The sequence below is a fragment of the Chitinimonas sp. BJB300 genome (genome assembly GCF_002735695.1).
Taxonomy (GTDB): Bacteria; Pseudomonadota; Gammaproteobacteria; order Burkholderiales; family Chitinimonadaceae; genus Chitinimonas.
Genome location: NZ_PDZH01000106.1, coordinates 1 through 14216 on the forward strand (window position 1 = coordinate 1; position 14216 = coordinate 14216).

28 protein-coding genes and 1 pseudogene are annotated in these 14216 nt (G+C 51.0%); all 29 read right to left on the reverse strand.

Annotated features, from left to right (window positions below; translation table 11 throughout):
• Window positions 1-165: 165 nt before the first annotated feature.
• A complete protein-coding gene (gene rplQ / locus CSQ89_RS16085) occupies window positions 166-558 on the reverse strand; it encodes a 50S ribosomal protein L17 (RefSeq protein ID WP_099407134.1) in 393 nt (130 codons plus the stop codon).
• 30 nt (window positions 559-588) lie between these two features.
• Window positions 589-1572 carry a DNA-directed RNA polymerase subunit alpha gene (locus tag CSQ89_RS16090; RefSeq protein ID WP_099407135.1) on the reverse strand — a complete coding sequence of 328 codons (984 nt, stop codon included), beginning with the start codon at window positions 1570-1572 and terminating at the stop codon, window positions 589-591.
• Between the two features lie 55 nt (window positions 1573-1627).
• Entirely contained in the window at window positions 1628-2248 is a 621-nt protein-coding gene (gene rpsD / locus CSQ89_RS16095) for a 30S ribosomal protein S4 (protein ID WP_099407136.1), read from the reverse strand.
• 15 nt (window positions 2249-2263) lie between these two features.
• Entirely contained in the window at window positions 2264-2656 is a 393-nt protein-coding gene (gene rpsK / locus CSQ89_RS16100; RefSeq protein ID WP_072428309.1) for a 30S ribosomal protein S11, read from the reverse strand.
• A gap of 26 nt (window positions 2657-2682) precedes the next feature.
• Window positions 2683-3045 (reverse strand): 30S ribosomal protein S13, encoded by a 363-nt coding sequence (gene rpsM, locus CSQ89_RS16105; protein ID WP_099407137.1) that lies wholly within the window; start codon window positions 3043-3045, stop codon window positions 2683-2685.
• A 75-nt stretch (window positions 3046-3120) separates the two neighbouring features.
• On the reverse strand, window positions 3121-3234 hold the full coding sequence (rpmJ, locus tag CSQ89_RS16110; protein ID WP_072428311.1) for a 50S ribosomal protein L36: 114 nt from the start codon (window positions 3232-3234) through the stop codon (window positions 3121-3123).
• 124 nt (window positions 3235-3358) lie between these two features.
• Window positions 3359-4657 (reverse strand): preprotein translocase subunit SecY, encoded by a 1299-nt coding sequence (secY, locus tag CSQ89_RS16115; protein WP_199065625.1) that lies wholly within the window; start codon window positions 4655-4657, stop codon window positions 3359-3361.
• 36 nt (window positions 4658-4693) lie between these two features.
• On the reverse strand, window positions 4694-5128 hold the full coding sequence (gene rplO / locus CSQ89_RS16120) for a 50S ribosomal protein L15 (protein ID WP_099407139.1): 435 nt from the start codon (window positions 5126-5128) through the stop codon (window positions 4694-4696).
• Window positions 5129-5311, reverse strand: coding sequence for a 50S ribosomal protein L30 (rpmD, locus tag CSQ89_RS16125; RefSeq protein WP_099407140.1), 183 nt, complete (start codon window positions 5309-5311; stop codon window positions 5129-5131).
• A complete protein-coding gene (rpsE, locus tag CSQ89_RS16130; protein ID WP_099407141.1) occupies window positions 5304-5825 on the reverse strand; it encodes a 30S ribosomal protein S5 in 522 nt (173 codons plus the stop codon). The genes rpmD and rpsE overlap by 8 nt, the downstream gene beginning before the upstream one ends.
• A gap of 10 nt (window positions 5826-5835) precedes the next feature.
• Window positions 5836-6189 (reverse strand): 50S ribosomal protein L18, encoded by a 354-nt coding sequence (gene rplR / locus CSQ89_RS16135; RefSeq protein ID WP_099407142.1) that lies wholly within the window; start codon window positions 6187-6189, stop codon window positions 5836-5838.
• Window positions 6190-6204: 15 nt separating this feature from the next.
• Window positions 6205-6738 (reverse strand): 50S ribosomal protein L6, encoded by a 534-nt coding sequence (gene rplF, locus CSQ89_RS16140; RefSeq protein WP_099407143.1) that lies wholly within the window; start codon window positions 6736-6738, stop codon window positions 6205-6207.
• A gap of 10 nt (window positions 6739-6748) precedes the next feature.
• Window positions 6749-7144 carry a 30S ribosomal protein S8 gene (gene rpsH, locus CSQ89_RS16145; protein ID WP_099407144.1) on the reverse strand — a complete coding sequence of 132 codons (396 nt, stop codon included), beginning with the start codon at window positions 7142-7144 and terminating at the stop codon, window positions 6749-6751.
• Between the two features lie 11 nt (window positions 7145-7155).
• Window positions 7156-7461 carry a 30S ribosomal protein S14 gene (rpsN, locus tag CSQ89_RS16150; protein ID WP_099407145.1) on the reverse strand — a complete coding sequence of 102 codons (306 nt, stop codon included), beginning with the start codon at window positions 7459-7461 and terminating at the stop codon, window positions 7156-7158.
• A gap of 8 nt (window positions 7462-7469) precedes the next feature.
• Window positions 7470-8009 (reverse strand): 50S ribosomal protein L5, encoded by a 540-nt coding sequence (rplE, locus tag CSQ89_RS16155; protein ID WP_099407146.1) that lies wholly within the window; start codon window positions 8007-8009, stop codon window positions 7470-7472.
• A gap of 10 nt (window positions 8010-8019) precedes the next feature.
• Window positions 8020-8337: a 50S ribosomal protein L24 gene (gene rplX, locus CSQ89_RS16160; RefSeq protein WP_099407147.1), complete on the reverse strand. Its 318-nt coding sequence runs from the start codon at window positions 8335-8337 to the stop codon at window positions 8020-8022.
• Between the two features lie 9 nt (window positions 8338-8346).
• Window positions 8347-8715: a 50S ribosomal protein L14 gene (gene rplN, locus CSQ89_RS16165; RefSeq protein WP_099407148.1), complete on the reverse strand. Its 369-nt coding sequence runs from the start codon at window positions 8713-8715 to the stop codon at window positions 8347-8349.
• 215 nt (window positions 8716-8930) lie between these two features.
• On the reverse strand, window positions 8931-9194 hold the full coding sequence (rpsQ, locus tag CSQ89_RS16170) for a 30S ribosomal protein S17 (protein WP_099407149.1): 264 nt from the start codon (window positions 9192-9194) through the stop codon (window positions 8931-8933).
• A complete protein-coding gene (gene rpmC, locus CSQ89_RS16175; RefSeq protein WP_099407157.1) occupies window positions 9195-9383 on the reverse strand; it encodes a 50S ribosomal protein L29 in 189 nt (62 codons plus the stop codon).
• 1 nt (window position 9384) lies between these two features.
• On the reverse strand, window positions 9385-9801 hold the full coding sequence (gene rplP, locus CSQ89_RS16180) for a 50S ribosomal protein L16 (protein ID WP_072428324.1): 417 nt from the start codon (window positions 9799-9801) through the stop codon (window positions 9385-9387).
• Window positions 9785-10489, reverse strand: coding sequence for a 30S ribosomal protein S3 (gene rpsC, locus CSQ89_RS16185; RefSeq protein ID WP_099407150.1), 705 nt, complete (start codon window positions 10487-10489; stop codon window positions 9785-9787). Before rpsC ends, rplP begins: the two co-directional genes overlap by 17 nt.
• Before the next feature lie 7 nt (window positions 10490-10496).
• Complete coding sequence (gene rplV, locus CSQ89_RS16190; RefSeq protein WP_099407151.1) at window positions 10497-10826, reverse strand: 50S ribosomal protein L22; 330 nt, start codon at window positions 10824-10826, stop codon at window positions 10497-10499.
• Window positions 10827-10832: 6 nt separating this feature from the next.
• The gene (gene rpsS / locus CSQ89_RS16195; protein WP_099407152.1) at window positions 10833-11108 is read right to left on the reverse strand and encodes a 30S ribosomal protein S19; all 276 of its coding nucleotides are present in this window, start codon (window positions 11106-11108) and stop codon (window positions 10833-10835) included.
• A gap of 7 nt (window positions 11109-11115) precedes the next feature.
• Window positions 11116-11946, reverse strand: a complete 831-nt coding sequence (gene rplB / locus CSQ89_RS16200) for a 50S ribosomal protein L2 (protein WP_099407153.1) — start codon at window positions 11944-11946, stop codon at window positions 11116-11118.
• Between the two features lie 11 nt (window positions 11947-11957).
• Window positions 11958-12254: a 50S ribosomal protein L23 gene (rplW, locus tag CSQ89_RS16205; protein ID WP_374701363.1), complete on the reverse strand. Its 297-nt coding sequence runs from the start codon at window positions 12252-12254 to the stop codon at window positions 11958-11960.
• Window positions 12255-12259: 5 nt separating this feature from the next.
• The gene (gene rplD / locus CSQ89_RS16210; protein ID WP_099407155.1) at window positions 12260-12883 is read right to left on the reverse strand and encodes a 50S ribosomal protein L4; all 624 of its coding nucleotides are present in this window, start codon (window positions 12881-12883) and stop codon (window positions 12260-12262) included.
• A complete protein-coding gene (gene rplC, locus CSQ89_RS16215) occupies window positions 12883-13527 on the reverse strand; it encodes a 50S ribosomal protein L3 (protein ID WP_099407156.1) in 645 nt (214 codons plus the stop codon). The genes rplD and rplC overlap by 1 nt, the downstream gene beginning before the upstream one ends.
• A 165-nt stretch (window positions 13528-13692) precedes the next feature.
• Complete coding sequence (rpsJ, locus tag CSQ89_RS16220) at window positions 13693-14004, reverse strand: 30S ribosomal protein S10 (RefSeq protein ID WP_072428332.1); 312 nt, start codon at window positions 14002-14004, stop codon at window positions 13693-13695.
• A 93-nt stretch (window positions 14005-14097) separates the two neighbouring features.
• A pseudogene (locus tag CSQ89_RS16225) lies at window positions 14098-14216 on the reverse strand (hypothetical protein); the annotation flags it as partial.

Here is a 14216-nt window from a genome sequence, read left to right on the forward strand (position 1 = left end):
CGATCCACGCTTCCTTCCCACGCTCGGTCGCCCTCACGCAGTTGCGCTTCACTTCGTTCGCTGTGATCAACTTACGGCGGGACTTCCACCCGCAGGAGTGCGCCCATGCTGGGCGCACATAAAAAAAAGCCAACCTTTAAGGTTGGCTTTCTCATGTCTACTAATTTACTCAGTAGCTTCGACAGCTGTCGCATCTTCTGGACGGTCTAGCAACTCAACCAATGCCATAGGCGCGTTATCACCTTGGCGGAATCCATACTTCAAAATACGCAAATATCCACCACTTCGATTTTTGTAACGAGGACCCAATACATCAAACAACTTGATAACCAGCTCCCGATCACGGGTACGATCAAATGCCAAGCGCAGATTTGCTACTGAGCGCTCTTGCTTACCCAATGTAATCAATGGTTCGGCAACGCGGCGCAATTCTTTTGCCTTCGGCAGTGTGGTCTTGATAACCTCGTGCTTCAGCAGCGCATTAGCCAGGTTACGCAGCATCGCCAGACGATGACTCGTCGTGCGATTTAGTTTGCGATTACTTTGACGGTGACGCATGAATCTCTATCCTTTGTCATTCCAGCCTGGTTACGGCTTTTCCAGACCGACCGGCGGCCAATTTTCCAGCTTCATACCTAGCGTCAACCCCTTAGATGCCAGTACTTCCTTGATTTCATTCAAAGACTTACGGCCCAAATTTGGAGTTTTCAATAGCTCGGTTTCAGTGCGCTGAATCAGGTCACCAATGTAATAAATATTTTCAGCCTTCAAACAATTGGCCGAACGAACAGTCAGCTCCAGATCATCGACAGGACGCAATAGAATCGGATCAACCTGAGGAGCACGAGGTGCTTCAGGCTCGACTTCCGTACTCTTCAAGTCAGCAAAAACGGCTAGCTGCTCCACCAAAACACGAGCTGCGTAGCGGACCGCTTCTTCTGGATCAATCGCACCATTTGTTTCAATGTCAATCACCAGCTTATCCAGATCAGTACGCTGTTCAACGCGTGCACTTTCAACCGCGTAACTCACACGACGGATTGGACTAAATGACGCGTCTAGCAGAATGGAACCAATATTCCGGCCCTCTTCCTTATCAACACGTATCACAGCAGGCTGGTAGCCACGCCCTTTCTCAACCTTAATCTCCATGGCGAGCTTGCCACCTGAAGACAGATTGGCAATGACATGACCAGGATTAACGATTTCAACATCGTGTGGGACATCAATATCACTAGCCTTGACTAAGCCCTCGCCATCTTTCTTCAAGGTAAGCAAGGCTTCACCACGACCGTGAAGCTTGAGTACCACCCCCTTAAGATTCAGAAGGATATCAACCACATCTTCCTGAACCCCATCGAGTGCCGAGTACTCGTGCAACACGCCTTCAATCTTTACTTCCGTTGGAGCATAACCTGGCATGGACGACAACAGGATACGGCGCAATGCATTGCCAAGCGTATGGCCGTAACCACGCTCAAACGGCTCCATCACGACACGCGCCTGAGTAGACGACGACGCCTGCACATCAATGATGCGCGGTTTCAGCAAGTCATTCGCGTTGCTTTGCATAAACAATCAATCCCTTTATCGAAACGAGCTGCAGTCCGAATTAACGGTACGGCGATTACTTCGAGTAGAATTCAACTACGAGTTGCTCGTTGATATCACTGGAAAGGTCGCCGCGCTCTGGAGAGGTTTTATATATACCTTCCATTTTCTTACCATCGACACTAACCCAACTCGGAAAACCGATTTGTTCGGCAAGCGCGAGAGCCTCCTGAATGCGGACCTGCTTCTTTGACTTCTCGCGTACGGACACCGTATCCCCCGCCCGCACTTGGTAGGAAGGAATATTAACAACCTGGCCGTTAACGGTGATGGACTTGTGGCTCACCAACTGACGTGCTTCAGAACGTGTAGAACCATAACCCATACGGTAAACTACATTGTCCAAGCGTGCTTCAAGAAGCTTCAGTAGATTTTCACCTGTTGAACCTTTACGACGAGCTGCTTCTTCAAAGTAGCGGCGAAACTGACGTTCTAGAACGCCATAAATACGACGAATCTTTTGCTTTTCGCGCAACTGAACACCAAAACCAGACAGTCGGGGCTGCTTAGCGCCATGCTGACCAGGTTTTGTATCCAACTTGCACTTGGTATCGAGTGCACGACGTGCGCTCTTCAGGAACAGATCAGTTCCCTCTCGACGCGACAGCTTGCATTTCGGTCCGATATAACGTGCCATCTCGGGTCTCCGGAATTAAATACGACGCTTTTTCGGCGGACGACAGCCGTTGTGCGGTACGGGGGTAACGTCAGAAATGCTGGTGATTTTGAAACCCAGCGCATTCAACGCACGCACAGCAGAGTCGCGGCCTGGGCCGGGTCCCTTGATGCGAACTTCGAGGTTTTTTACACCATATTCCTGGGCAACTTTACCAGCGTGCTCCGCTGCCACCTGAGCAGCGAATGGTGTACTTTTCCGAGAGCCTTTAAAACCAGCACCTCCCGAGGTAGCCCAGGAGAGAGCATTTCCTTGGCGATCAGTGATGGTCACGATTGTATTATTGAAGGAGGCATGCACATGCACAATACCTTCAGACACAACCTTCTTGACTTTCTTCCGTACACGCACTGTGTTTGCTTTAGCCATTGCTATTCCTTAAGTGCTTGCTTAGCTTACTTCTTGCCGGCGATTGCTTTACGCGGACCTTTGCGGGTGCGGGCATTCGTCCGAGTGCGCTGACCTCGCGCAGGCAAGCCCTTGCGATGGCGTAGACCACGGTAACACCCGAGGTCCATCAGACGCTTAATATTCATAGTAATTTCACGGCGGAGGTCACCCTCAACCGTAAACTTGCCGACTTCTTCGCGTAACTTATCCATTTCCGCATCGGTCAGGTCCTTGATCTTACGATCAGAAGGAACACCGGTCGTTACACAAATAGCCTTTGCGCGAGTCTGTCCGATTCCGTAAATGGCTTGCAAGCCAATGACGGTATGCTGATGATTGGGAATATTTACCCCAGCAATACGGGCCATGATTCTCGTTACCCCAAATTTAAAAAGTTGCGGATTTTAGCACTAAGCTAGCCGTTACACAAGAAAGTGTATAGCTTAACCTTGACGCTGCTTATGCCGCGGATCTGTGCAAATTACACGCACAACACGATTACGGCGAATGACTTTACAATTACGACAAATTTTCTTGACCGAAGCTTGAACTCGCATCGCTCTTTCCTTTTCATTAGTAAACGCGTCAGTTAATTAAGGTAATACACCACAACAACAAACTGATTGACACCCACAATCAACAGACTCGTTTAAATCTCTCTATCGCTGAATCAAACAGCAATCAGCTAGCCTTAAAATTTGCCTTTTTAAGCAAACTTTCATACTGATGAGAAAGCATGTAAGACTGAACCTGCGCCATAAAATCCATTGTCACAACCACTACAATAAGCAGAGACGTTCCACCGAAATAGAATGGTAAGTTCCACTGCAGCAGTAAGAACTCCGGAATCAAGCAGACAACAGCAATATAGACAGCACCAATCAAGGTCAAGCGCAAAATAACACGCTCAATATATTTTGCCGTCTGATCACCGGGACGAATACCAGGGATGAAGGCGCCACTCTTCTTTAAATTATCTGCTGTTTCTTTGGGGTTAAATACCAAAGCCGTATAAAAATAGCAGAAGAAGACAATTGCTGCAGCGTACAGCAACACATACAAAGGCTGACCAGGATGCAAGCCATCACCAATACGCTTCAACCAAGAAAAGGACTCAGAATTACCTGTCCAAGACAAGACTGTGGCCGGGAATAGAATAATGCTAGAAGCAAAAATTGGTGGGATAACACCCGCCATGTTTAACTTCAATGGCAAATGCGTGCTTTGACCCTGCATCACTCGATTGCCAACCTGGCGCTTAGCATAGTTTACCAAGACTTTACGCTGCCCACGCTCAACAAACACCACACCAGCCGTCAACAATACAACACCGGCAGCCAACCCCAAAACCAAAAGAACTGGCAGCGCACCCTGACTAGTAAGCGTAAGAGTCTGGCCAATTGATGCCGGAATGCCTGCAGCGATACCGCCAAAAATCAAAATAGAAATACCATTACCCAGACCACGCTCAGTAATCTGCTCTCCTAGCCACATCATGAACATTGTTCCCGTAACTAATGTAATCACGGTAGTAAAATAAAACTCAAGCTGCCCAGTCATCACCAAATTAGGCTGGCGAAATAACATTACCGCAATACCAAAACTCTGGAAGGTAGCCAATATGACCGTTGCGTAACGGGTGTACTGAGTAATCTTACGGCGCCCAGCTTCACCTTCTTTCTTCAACTCCTTTAAGCTAGGCAAAACCTCGGAGGCCAGCTGAAGAATGATAGAAGCCGAAATGTACGGCATGATGCCAATAGCAAAGACTGTAAATCGCGAAAGTGCACCGCCGGAGAACATATTAAACATGTTCAAAAGGCCAGCCCCACTCTTCGAAGTATCGAAGAGTGAAGCCAGCTCAGCCGGATTAATACCCGGCACCGGGATATGCGCACCAATGCGATAAACGATCAAAGCACCGATGAGGAACCAGATACGTTTCTTCAGATCCGCAAATTTACTTGCGGTGCTGGCCATCGCAGGATTTGCCACGTATATCGCCTTATCTACGCTTTATTCGGCAATGCTGCCGCCGGCAGCTTCAAGTGCAGCCAATGCGCCAGCGGTAGCCAACACACCACGCAGCTTGACAGCCTTTTCAACCTTGCCAGCCAGAATCAGCTTGACCGAACGGGCACCTTGAGGCACCAATCCCGCCTGCTTCAACACCAGCAGATCAGCCTCATCAACAGGAAGATGGCTCAGGTCTCCAGTACGCAACTCTGCCGTCGACACTTTAGTCAGCGACTTAAAACCACGCTTAGGCAACCGCCGTTGTAACGGCATTTGGCCACCCTCGAAGCCTACCTTATGGAATCCGCCTGAGCGAGACTTCTGGCCTTTATGGCCTCGACCACAGGTTTTACCCAGACCAGAACCGATACCGCGGCCGACACGCTTGGAAGCGTGCTTAGCACCTTCAGCTGGCTTAATCGTATTCAGTTCCATTTAGCCCTCGCTCTTTAGCAGATAGCTAATCTTATTGATCATGCCGCGGTTTTCCGGAGTATTGATGACTTCAACCGTCTGATTGATTTTCTTCAAACCCAGACCTCGAGCACACGCTTTATGTGCCTCGAGACGACCGATAAGACTCTTAATGAGTGTTACCTTAATCTTAGAATTAGCCATTTGCCCCGGCCCCCAAGATGTCTTCAACCGCTTTCCCGCGCTTGGCTGCAACTTCTGCCGGAGTACGTAGTTTTGCCAAACCATCCAACGTCGCACGAACGATGTTGTAGGGATTAGTCGAACCATGGCACTTGGCGGAAATATTAGTTACACCCATTACCTCGAACACTGCACGCATTGGTCCACCAGCTTTAATACCAGTACCTTCTGCCGCAGGCTGCATAAACACCGTAGTGGCACCGTGCTTACCAAATACTGCGTGCTGCACTGTACCGTTCTTCAAGCTGATTTTCACCAACTTACGACGGGCTTCTTCCATTGCCTTCTGCACAGCAACCGGCACTTCTTTCGACTTGCCTTTACCCATGCCGATGCGGCCATCACCGTCACCAACCACGGTAAGTGCGGCGAAACCCATGATCCGGCCACCCTTAACCACTTTCGTGACTCGGTTGACACTGATCATCTTCTCCCGCAAGCCATCGCCGCGATCTTCGATATCAGACTTAGCCATAATTGACTCCTTAGAATTCGAGGCCGGCTTCACGAGCAGCGTCGGCAAGTGCCTTGACGCGACCATGATAGTGGAAGCCAGAGCGGTCAAAAGCGACAGCAGTAATGCCCACAGCCTTAGCCTTTTCAGCAATACGCTTGCCAATCAATACGGCCGCAGCGATATTACCGCCATTACTCAGATCTTTACGGACATCGGCTTCCAATGTAGAGGCAAATGCCAAAACCTTGCTGCCAGTCTCATCAATAATCTGAGCGTAAATGTGACTGTTGGAGCGGTGCACTGCCAAGCGCACTACTTTTTGCGCCGCGATGCGAGCCCGAGTTTTACGGGCTCGGCGCAGGCGAATTTCGTTCTTGTCCATGATCTTCAGCCTCGATTACTTCTTCTTGGTCTCTTTCAGGACCACCACTTCGTCGCTATAACGAACACCCTTACCCTTGTAGGGCTCTGGCGCACGGTAAGCGCGAATTTCGGCGGCAACCTGACCGACCTGCTGCTTATCCACACCCTTAAGCAGAATTTCAGTCTGCGTAGGGGTCTCGACCTTCACACCAACCGGCATTTTATGCGCCACCGGATGAGAGAAACCTAGAGTCAGATTGAGCATTTCACCTTGAGCTTGGGCACGATAGCCCACACCAACAAGATTTAACTTACGCTCAAAACCCTTAGAAACGCCGGTTACCATATTATTAAGCAAGGCACGCATAGTACCGGACATGGCACGTGAGTGTTTACTTTCATCAACAGCTTTGAAGGTCAAAGTATTATTCTCAACCTTGATCTCAACGGCACTATCAAGCGGGCGCGAGGCTTGGCCAAGCGGACCCTTAACAACGATTTCGCCACCTACCAGCTTGACTTCAACACCAGCGGGCAAGGCAATTGGGTTTTTAGCTACGCGGGACATCGTCTACTCCTTACGCCACGATGCACAGCAACTCGCCACCGATACCCTGGGCGCGTGCTTTGCGATCAGTCATCACACCTTTTGAGGTGGAGACAATGGCGATGCCGAGGCCATTCATGACCTGCGGAATATCTTCCACGCCCTTGTAGATACGAAGACCAGGTTTAGAAACGCGTTCAATGCGCTCAATAACCGGACGGCCGGCGTAGTACTTCAACTCGATATCAAGCTGGGGCTTCTTTTCTTCACCAGTAATGGCGAAGTTTTCGATATAACCCTCATCCTTGAGCACGGAAGCAATAGCCACCTTTAGCTTGGAAGAAGGCATGGTCACTGACGGCTTATCCGCACGCTGAGCGTTACGGACACGGGTCAGCATATCGGCGATGGGATCATGCATACTCATTCGTGATCTCCTTACCAGCTGGCCTTAACGACACCAGGAATCTCGCCACGCAGCGCGATTTCACGCAGCTTGTTGCGACCTAGGCCGAACTTACGAAACACTCCGCGTGGGCGGCCCGTAATCGAGCAACGGTTACGCAGACGTGTCGGATTGGCGTTACGAGGCAAAGCCTGCAACTTCAGGCGAGCTTCAAAGCGCTCTTCGTCAGTCAGGTTCTGATCGTTGATGATTGCCAGCAGCTTCGTGCGCTTAGGGGCGAATTTCTCCACCAACTTGGCGCGCTTCTCTTGACGATTGATCAAAGCGAGTTTAGCCATGGCAAACCTCAGTTCTTGAACGGGAACTTAAACGCGGCGAGAAGCGCACGGGCCTCTTCGTCGGTCTTCGCAGTTGTGGTAATCGTGATGTTCATACCACGCAGCGCATCGATCTTGTCGTATTCGATTTCCGGAAAAATAATCTGCTCTTTAACACCCATGTTGTAATTACCACGGCCATCAAAGGACTTAGCGGAAATGCCACGGAAGTCACGAACACGCGGAAGCGCGATGGTCACCAGACGATCTAGGAATTCATACATGCGTTCACGACGCAGTGTGACTTTACAACCAACCGGATAGTTATCACGAATCTTAAAGCCAGCAATTGACTTCTTCGACAACGTAACGACTGGCTTCTGGCCGGCAATCTTAGTCAGGTCACCAACAGCGTGTTCCATGACTTTCTTGTCAGCCACCGCTTCGCCGACGCCCATATTGATAGTAATCTTATCAATTCGCGGGACTTCCATAATCGACTTATAGTCGAATTTTTCAGTCAACTGCGCAATGACAGTCTCTTTGTAGAAATCTTGCAAACGAGCCATGTTCTACCCCTTAGCCTCCGACCACTTCGCCGTTCGACTTGAACACGCGAACCTTCTTGCCGTCATCGAGAAGCTTGAAGCCAACGCGATCAGCCTTCTGGGTGGCCGGATTGAAGATAGCCACATTGGACACATTAATCGGCATGGTTTTATTGACAATGCCGCCAACCACACCACGAACCGGGTTCGGCTTCTGGTGCTTCTTGACAACATTGACACCCTCAACAACCACATTGTCACCAACCAAAACATTCAGCACCGTACCGCGCTTGCCTTTGTCTTTGCCGGTAATGACGACGACTTCGTCACCTTTACGAATTTTGTTCATGCCCGCTCCTTACAGCACTTCTGGCGCTAACGAGACGATCTTCATGAAACGCTCAGTGCGTAGCTCACGAGTTACTGGCCCGAAGATACGGGTGCCAATCGGCTCAAGCTTATTATTGAGGAGAACAGCGGCATTTCCGTCAAATTTGATGAGCTGACCATCTGCACGGCGAACGCCTTTTGCGGTACGAACTACAACGGCGTTATAAACGTCGCCTTTTTTTACCCGGCCACGAGGCGCTGCATCTTTGATAGTGACTTTAATAATGTCACCAACCGAAGCATAACGACGCTTGGAGCCACCCAGCACCTTGATGCACATAACCGAACGCGCACCGGTGTTGTCAGCAACATCCAGCATGGATTGCATTTGAATCATTTAAACAAACCTCCAACTTAACCCGTCACTACTGCCAGCGTACCCGGCAGTGCCGCACGCAAGCCACGGCACAACGGCTAGTTTTGGACCCCGAAGGGGAGACACCACCCCAACTCAAACAACCAGAAAGGTAGTCCGGGCCAGGGATGAAAGAAGGGCATTCTACGCACTGCAGAATGCCCTGGCAAGCACATCATACGAAAAACAAATACGTATTAGACTATGCGAGCCTTTTCAATGAGGCTAGTCACAATCCATGACTTAGTCTTAGACAATGGACGCGTCTCTTCAATCGTCACAACATCACCTTCGCCATAGGCATTAGCTTCGTCGTGAGCATGATACTTCTTGGACAACCGAATGATCTTGCCATAGAGCGGATGTTTAACCTTGCGCTCTACCAACACCGTCACCGTCTTGTCCATCTTGTTACTGACCACACGTCCGGTCAGCGAACGTTTTAGTTTAGTTTCAGTCATTTACGCCACCTTTTCAGCCAGAATGGTGCGGACGCGCGCGATATCGCGGCGAACGCGCTTCAGCTCACTGGTCTTGGCAAGCTGCTGAGTAGCCAGCTGCATGCGCAGACCGAACTGGGCCTTCAGGAGCGAGGTGAGCTCGACCTTGAGCTCATCGACCGACTTGTTACGTAATTCAGTCGTTATCATCTCACTGCCCCACATGACGGGTTACGAAAGTCGTCGCGATCGGCAACTTGGCAGCAGCCAGACGGAAAGCTTCGCGAGCAAGGGTCTCGTCTACACCATCCATCTCATACAGCACCTTGCCAGGCTGGATTTCAGCGACATAGTACTCTGGACTACCCTTACCATTACCCATCCGAACTTCAGCAGGCTTGGAAGAAATAGGCTTATCAGGAAATACGCGGATCCAAACACGACCACCACGCTTGATATGACGAGTCATGGCGCGCCGAGCAGCCTCAATCTGACGCGCGGTCAAACGGCCGCGGCCAATAGCCTTGAGTCCCCACTCACCGAAGCTGACTTTGTTACCGCGAGTAGCGACACCCGTATTACGGCCCTTCTGCTGTTTGCGGTACTTGAGTCTAGTTGGCTGCAGCATTTCGGGACCCCTTTCTCGGCTTGCGTTCGGCTTGTTCCAACTGAGGAGCCACCTGCTCACCAGCCTTCACCTCGCCCTTGTACACCCACACTTTGATGCCGATGATCCCGTAGGTTGTCTTCGCTTCTGAAGTTGCATAGTCAATATCAGCACGCAAGGTATGCAAAGGCACTCGACCCTCGCGGTACCACTCAGTACGAGCGATTTCAATGCCATTCAAACGACCTGATGACATGATCTTGATACCCTGAGCACCCAAACGCATAGCATTCTGCATAGCGCGCTTCATGGCACGACGGAACATCACACGCTTCTCAAGCTGAGCAGCGATCGAATCGGCAATCACTTGCGAATCGATCTCCGGTTTGCGAATTTCTTCGATATTGATATGCACTGGCACACCCATCAGCTTGACCAAGTCACGCTTCAGGATCTCAATATCTTCACCCTTCTTGCCAATCACCACACCCGGACGGGCACTATGAATGGTAATACGAGCATTCTTGGCGGGACGCTCGATAACGATGCGACCAACCGAGGCATGCGACAACTTTTTCTTCAGGAACTCGCGTACCTTGATATCCTCAGCAAGCATGGCTGGGAAGTTTTTGCTATTCGCATACCACTTCGAAGCCCAATTCTTGTTGACGGCAAGACGGAAACCCGTCGGATGAATTTTCTGTCCCATATCGTCCTCACTCGCCCACGGCCAGAGTAATGTGGCAAGTCTGCTTCTCGATACGATTACCGCGGCCTTTGGCACGAGCAGTAAAGCGCTTCAAGCTAGCACCCTTGTCTACATAAATAGTCTTCACCATGAGCGCGTCAATATCAGCGCCATCGTTGTGTTCTGCATTAGCAATTGCCGACAGCAACAATTTCTTGATGATGACTGCGCCCTTCTTCGGGCTAAAAGTCAGGATATTCAGCGCCTGCTCAACCGGCTTACCACGCACCAAGTCTGCGACTAGGCGTGCTTTTTGAGCCGAAATGCGAGCGCCACTCAAAATAGCGGAGGTGTGCATAACGTCTTACCTCTTAGCTTTCTTGTCAGCAGCGTGACCTTTGAAAGTACGGGTCAGCGAAAACTCGCCCAGCTTATGACCAACCATGTTCTCGTTGATATATATAGGAACGTGTTGCTTACCGTTGTGCACCGCAATGGTGAGACCGACGAAGTCGGGCAGCACGGTGGAACGACGGGACCAGGTCTTGACCGGACGCTTGTCGTTGGTCGCACGCACTGCTTCGATTTTCTTCAGCAGATGAGCGTCGACAAACGGGCCTTTTTTAACGGAACGCGACATGTCTTAATTATCCCTTATTCGAATACCGGCGACGTACGATCATATTGTCAGTACGCTTGTTACTACGGGTACGGTAACCCTTCGCCGGAGTACCCCACGGACTGACCGGCACACGCCCTTCGCCAGTACGACCCTCACCACCACCATGCGGGTGATCGATTGGGTTCATCGCAGTACCGCGAACAGTTGGACGAATACCGCGCCAACGCACTGCGCCAGCCTTACCGATCTTACGCAGGTTGTGCTCTTCGTTACCCACTTCACCAATAGTGGCTCGGCAGTCAACATGTACGCGACGGATTTCACCGGAGCGCAAACGCAACTGAGCGTAAGCCCCTTCGCGAGCCAACAGCTGAACCGACGCACCGGCTGAACGAGCAATTTGCGCACCCTTGCCTGGCTGCATTTCGATACAGTGAATAGTACTACCCACCGGAATATTACGCAGCGGCAGAGTATTCCCCGCTTTGATAGGGGCATCCGGACCACTGACCACCTGCGCACCAACCTTCAGGCCACGCGGAGCGATGATGTAGCGGCGCTCGCCATCAGCGTAGCAAAGCAATGCAATGTGTGCGGTACGATTTGGATCGTATTCCAGACGTTCTACAGTTGCAGTGATGCCATCTTTATTGCGACGGAAATCAACCAAACGGTAATGCTGTTTGTGACCACCACCTTGATGACGAACCGTGATCACACCACGATTATTACGACCGGCGTTCTTGCTTTGAGCCTCAACCAGCGGCGCGTAAGGCTTGCCTTTGTGCAGCTCGGGGCTGACAACCTTGACAACCGAACGGCGTCCAGGGGAAGTCGGTTTAACTTTTACCAGCATCGTCGTTCTCCTTAGGCTGCTACTTGCAGATCAATTTCTTGACCTGGCTTGAGGGCAACGTAAGCCTTCTTCCAAGCTTTGCGGTAGCCGACAGAACGACCGAAACGCTTTTGCTTAGGCTTAACGTTAATAACCTGAACGGACTCGACCTGCACCTTGAACAGCAGCTCAACCGCAGCCTTGATTTCAGGCTTAGTTGCATCGCTCGCAACCCGGAACACGACTTGTTCGTTCTTGTCAGCCACCATGGTGCTCTTCTCAGAGATCACCGGTGCCAGCAGCACCTGGAGCAAACGATCTTCATTCAGTTTGATCATGCCAGAATCTCCTCAATTTGCTTGAGGGCCTCGCGAGTGACCAGCACCTTCTTGAAGCGAACCAAGCTAACAGGATCGGCCTGCGACGGCTCAAGCACGAGCACGTTAGGCAGGTTACGCGAAGCCAAATAGAGGTTCTCATCCAGATTGTCAGTGACGATCAAGGTACGCTCATTCAGGCCCATAGCAGACAGCTTGGCAGCAAATGCCTTGGTCTTAGGGCTTTCAGCCACAAAGTCTTCCACAACCACCAGACGCTCTTCGCGCACCAACTGCGACAGGATAGTCGCAACGCCAGCGCGGTACATCTTACGGTTAACTTTTTGGCTGAAGTTTTCTTCTGGGCTATTCGGGAAAATACGACCACCGCCACGCCATAACGGGCTGGACGCCATACCTGCACGAGCTCGTCCCGTACCCTTTTGACGCCAAGGCTTACGAGTCGATTTAGCAATATCGCTACGACCCTTCTGAGCACGATTACCACTGCGGGCATTGGCCAGATAAGCAGTAACAACTTGATGCACCAGATCTTCGTTGTAATCGCGACCGAACAGAGCGTCGGAAGCTGTCACACTGGCGGCGGACTGACCGCTTGCGTTAATGACTTTCAGTTCCATCATGCACCTGCTTTCACGCTGGGACGCACAACCACGTCATTGCCCTTGGAGCCAGGAACGGCACCCTTGACGAGCAACAGACCACGTTCAGCGTCAACACGCACCACTTCCAGATTCTGCACGGTACGCCTAACGTTACCGTACTGACCCGCCATGCGCTTACCCGGAAAAACGCGCCCCGGATCCTGCGCCATACCGATAGAACCAGGAGCGTTGTGTGACACGGAGTTACCATGCGAAGCACGCTGGGAACTGAAATTATGGCGCTTGATAGCACCGGAGAAACCCTTACCCTGCGAAGTGCCGGTCACATCAACCAACTGACCCACGGCAAAGACTTCAACTGTAATTTGACTGCCCGGCTGATATTGAGCCAACTGCTCAACCGTCAGTGCAAACTCATGCAAACCGCGACCGGCCTCAATACCTGCTTTCGCAAAGTGACCAGCCTCAGCCTTGTTAACGCGACTAGCACGACGCTGGCCAAATGCTACTTGTACAGCGGCGTAGCCATCGACTTCCTGCGTCTTTACTTGAGCGACGCGATTGGCAGACAGATCCAACACGGTCACCGGAACGGAAGCACCGTCATCAGTGAACACGCGCGTCATACCGACCTTGCGCCCGATAAGTCCTAAGCTCATCGTTCTTTCCTTTCAAAGGGCCAGCTACGATTGGCTGGCAGTCCTGATAAACCGCTTAGTTAAGTTTTTGTACTTATTGATTCCCTAAGCACAAAAACATCGCGGGCTCGCCATATTACGGCGAGCCCGCGATACTACTGCAACCTCTTGGTTTAACGCAAGAAATTATTGCAGTTTGATTTCCACATCAACACCAGCAGGCAGATCTAACTTCATCAACGCATCCACCGTCTTATCTGTTGGATCAACAATGTCCATCAAACGCAGGTGAGTACGGATCTCAAGCTGATCGCGAGAAGTCTTATTCACGTGCGGGGAACGAAGTACATCGAAACGCTCGATCTTGGTAGGCAGAGGCACAGGACCCTTTACCACCGCACCCGTACGCTTGGCGGTATCAACAATTTCCTGGGCGGAACGATCGATAAGCGCGTAGTCATAAGCCTTGAGACGGATACGAATCTTTTGATTTGCCATGATATCTTTCAAAGAACAGAGCAGCCCATGCAGGGCAGCCAATACACAAAGAGCGGGACGGGCAAACTTTACATTCGCCCGAAAGCAAACTAATTACTCGATGATCTTGGCAACAACGCCAGCACCGACAGTACGGCCACCTTCACGGATAGCAAAACGCAGACCCTGCTCCATGGCGATCGGTGCAATCAACGCAACCACCACTTCCACGT

What these genes read in the sequence shown, in the direction of transcription:
- secY (WP_199065625.1), bottom strand. Translation starts at nt 4,657, where the DNA reads ATGGCCAGCACCGCAAGTAAATTTGCGGATCTGAAGAAACGTATCTGG.
- rplO (WP_099407139.1), bottom strand. Translation starts at nt 5,128, where the DNA reads ATGGAACTGAATACGATTAAGCCAGCTGAAGGTGCTAAGCACGCTTCC.
- rpsE (WP_099407141.1), bottom strand. Translation starts at nt 5,825, where the DNA reads ATGGCTAAGTCTGATATCGAAGATCGCGGCGATGGCTTGCGGGAGAAG.
- rpsC (WP_099407150.1), bottom strand. Translation starts at nt 10,489, where the DNA reads ATGGGACAGAAAATTCATCCGACGGGTTTCCGTCTTGCCGTCAACAAG.
- rplQ (WP_099407134.1), bottom strand. Translation starts at nt 558, where the DNA reads ATGCGTCACCGTCAAAGTAATCGCAAACTAAATCGCACGACGAGTCAT.
- rplC (WP_099407156.1), bottom strand. Translation starts at nt 13,527, where the DNA reads ATGAGCTTAGGACTTATCGGGCGCAAGGTCGGTATGACGCGCGTGTTC.
- rpsM (WP_099407137.1), bottom strand. Translation starts at nt 3,045, where the DNA reads ATGGCCCGTATTGCTGGGGTAAATATTCCCAATCATCAGCATACCGTC.
- rpsK (WP_072428309.1), bottom strand. Translation starts at nt 2,656, where the DNA reads ATGGCTAAAGCAAACACAGTGCGTGTACGGAAGAAAGTCAAGAAGGTT.
- rplF (WP_099407143.1), bottom strand. Translation starts at nt 6,738, where the DNA reads ATGTCCCGCGTAGCTAAAAACCCAATTGCCTTGCCCGCTGGTGTTGAA.
- rplX (WP_099407147.1), bottom strand. Translation starts at nt 8,337, where the DNA reads ATGAACAAAATTCGTAAAGGTGACGAAGTCGTCGTCATTACCGGCAAA.
- rpmJ (WP_072428311.1), bottom strand. Translation starts at nt 3,234, where the DNA reads ATGCGAGTTCAAGCTTCGGTCAAGAAAATTTGTCGTAATTGTAAAGTC.
- rpsJ (WP_072428332.1), bottom strand. Translation starts at nt 14,004, where the DNA reads ATGGCAAATCAAAAGATTCGTATCCGTCTCAAGGCTTATGACTACGCG.
- rpsS (WP_099407152.1), bottom strand. Translation starts at nt 11,108, where the DNA reads ATGTCGCGTTCCGTTAAAAAAGGCCCGTTTGTCGACGCTCATCTGCTG.
- rplE (WP_099407146.1), bottom strand. Translation starts at nt 8,009, where the DNA reads ATGGCTCGTTTGCAAGATTTCTACAAAGAGACTGTCATTGCGCAGTTG.
- rpsN (WP_099407145.1), bottom strand. Translation starts at nt 7,461, where the DNA reads ATGGCTAAACTCGCTTTGATCAATCGTCAAGAGAAGCGCGCCAAGTTG.
- rplV (WP_099407151.1), bottom strand. Translation starts at nt 10,826, where the DNA reads ATGCACACCTCCGCTATTTTGAGTGGCGCTCGCATTTCGGCTCAAAAA.
- rpsH (WP_099407144.1), bottom strand. Translation starts at nt 7,144, where the DNA reads ATGAGTATGCATGATCCCATCGCCGATATGCTGACCCGTGTCCGTAAC.
- rplP (WP_072428324.1), bottom strand. Translation starts at nt 9,801, where the DNA reads ATGCTGCAGCCAACTAGACTCAAGTACCGCAAACAGCAGAAGGGCCGT.
- rplN (WP_099407148.1), bottom strand. Translation starts at nt 8,715, where the DNA reads ATGATTCAAATGCAATCCATGCTGGATGTTGCTGACAACACCGGTGCG.
- rpsD (WP_099407136.1), bottom strand. Translation starts at nt 2,248, where the DNA reads ATGGCACGTTATATCGGACCGAAATGCAAGCTGTCGCGTCGAGAGGGA.
- CSQ89_RS16090 (WP_099407135.1), bottom strand. Translation starts at nt 1,572, where the DNA reads ATGCAAAGCAACGCGAATGACTTGCTGAAACCGCGCATCATTGATGTG.
- rpsQ (WP_099407149.1), bottom strand. Translation starts at nt 9,194, where the DNA reads ATGACTGAAACTAAACTAAAACGTTCGCTGACCGGACGTGTGGTCAGT.
- rpmD (WP_099407140.1), bottom strand. Translation starts at nt 5,311, where the DNA reads ATGGCTAATTCTAAGATTAAGGTAACACTCATTAAGAGTCTTATCGGT.
- rpmC (WP_099407157.1), bottom strand. Translation starts at nt 9,383, where the DNA reads ATGATAACGACTGAATTACGTAACAAGTCGGTCGATGAGCTCAAGGTC.
- rplR (WP_099407142.1), bottom strand. Translation starts at nt 6,189, where the DNA reads ATGGACAAGAACGAAATTCGCCTGCGCCGAGCCCGTAAAACTCGGGCT.
- rplB (WP_099407153.1), bottom strand. Translation starts at nt 11,946, where the DNA reads ATGCTGGTAAAAGTTAAACCGACTTCCCCTGGACGCCGTTCGGTTGTC.
- rplD (WP_099407155.1), bottom strand. Translation starts at nt 12,883, where the DNA reads ATGGAACTGAAAGTCATTAACGCAAGCGGTCAGTCCGCCGCCAGTGTG.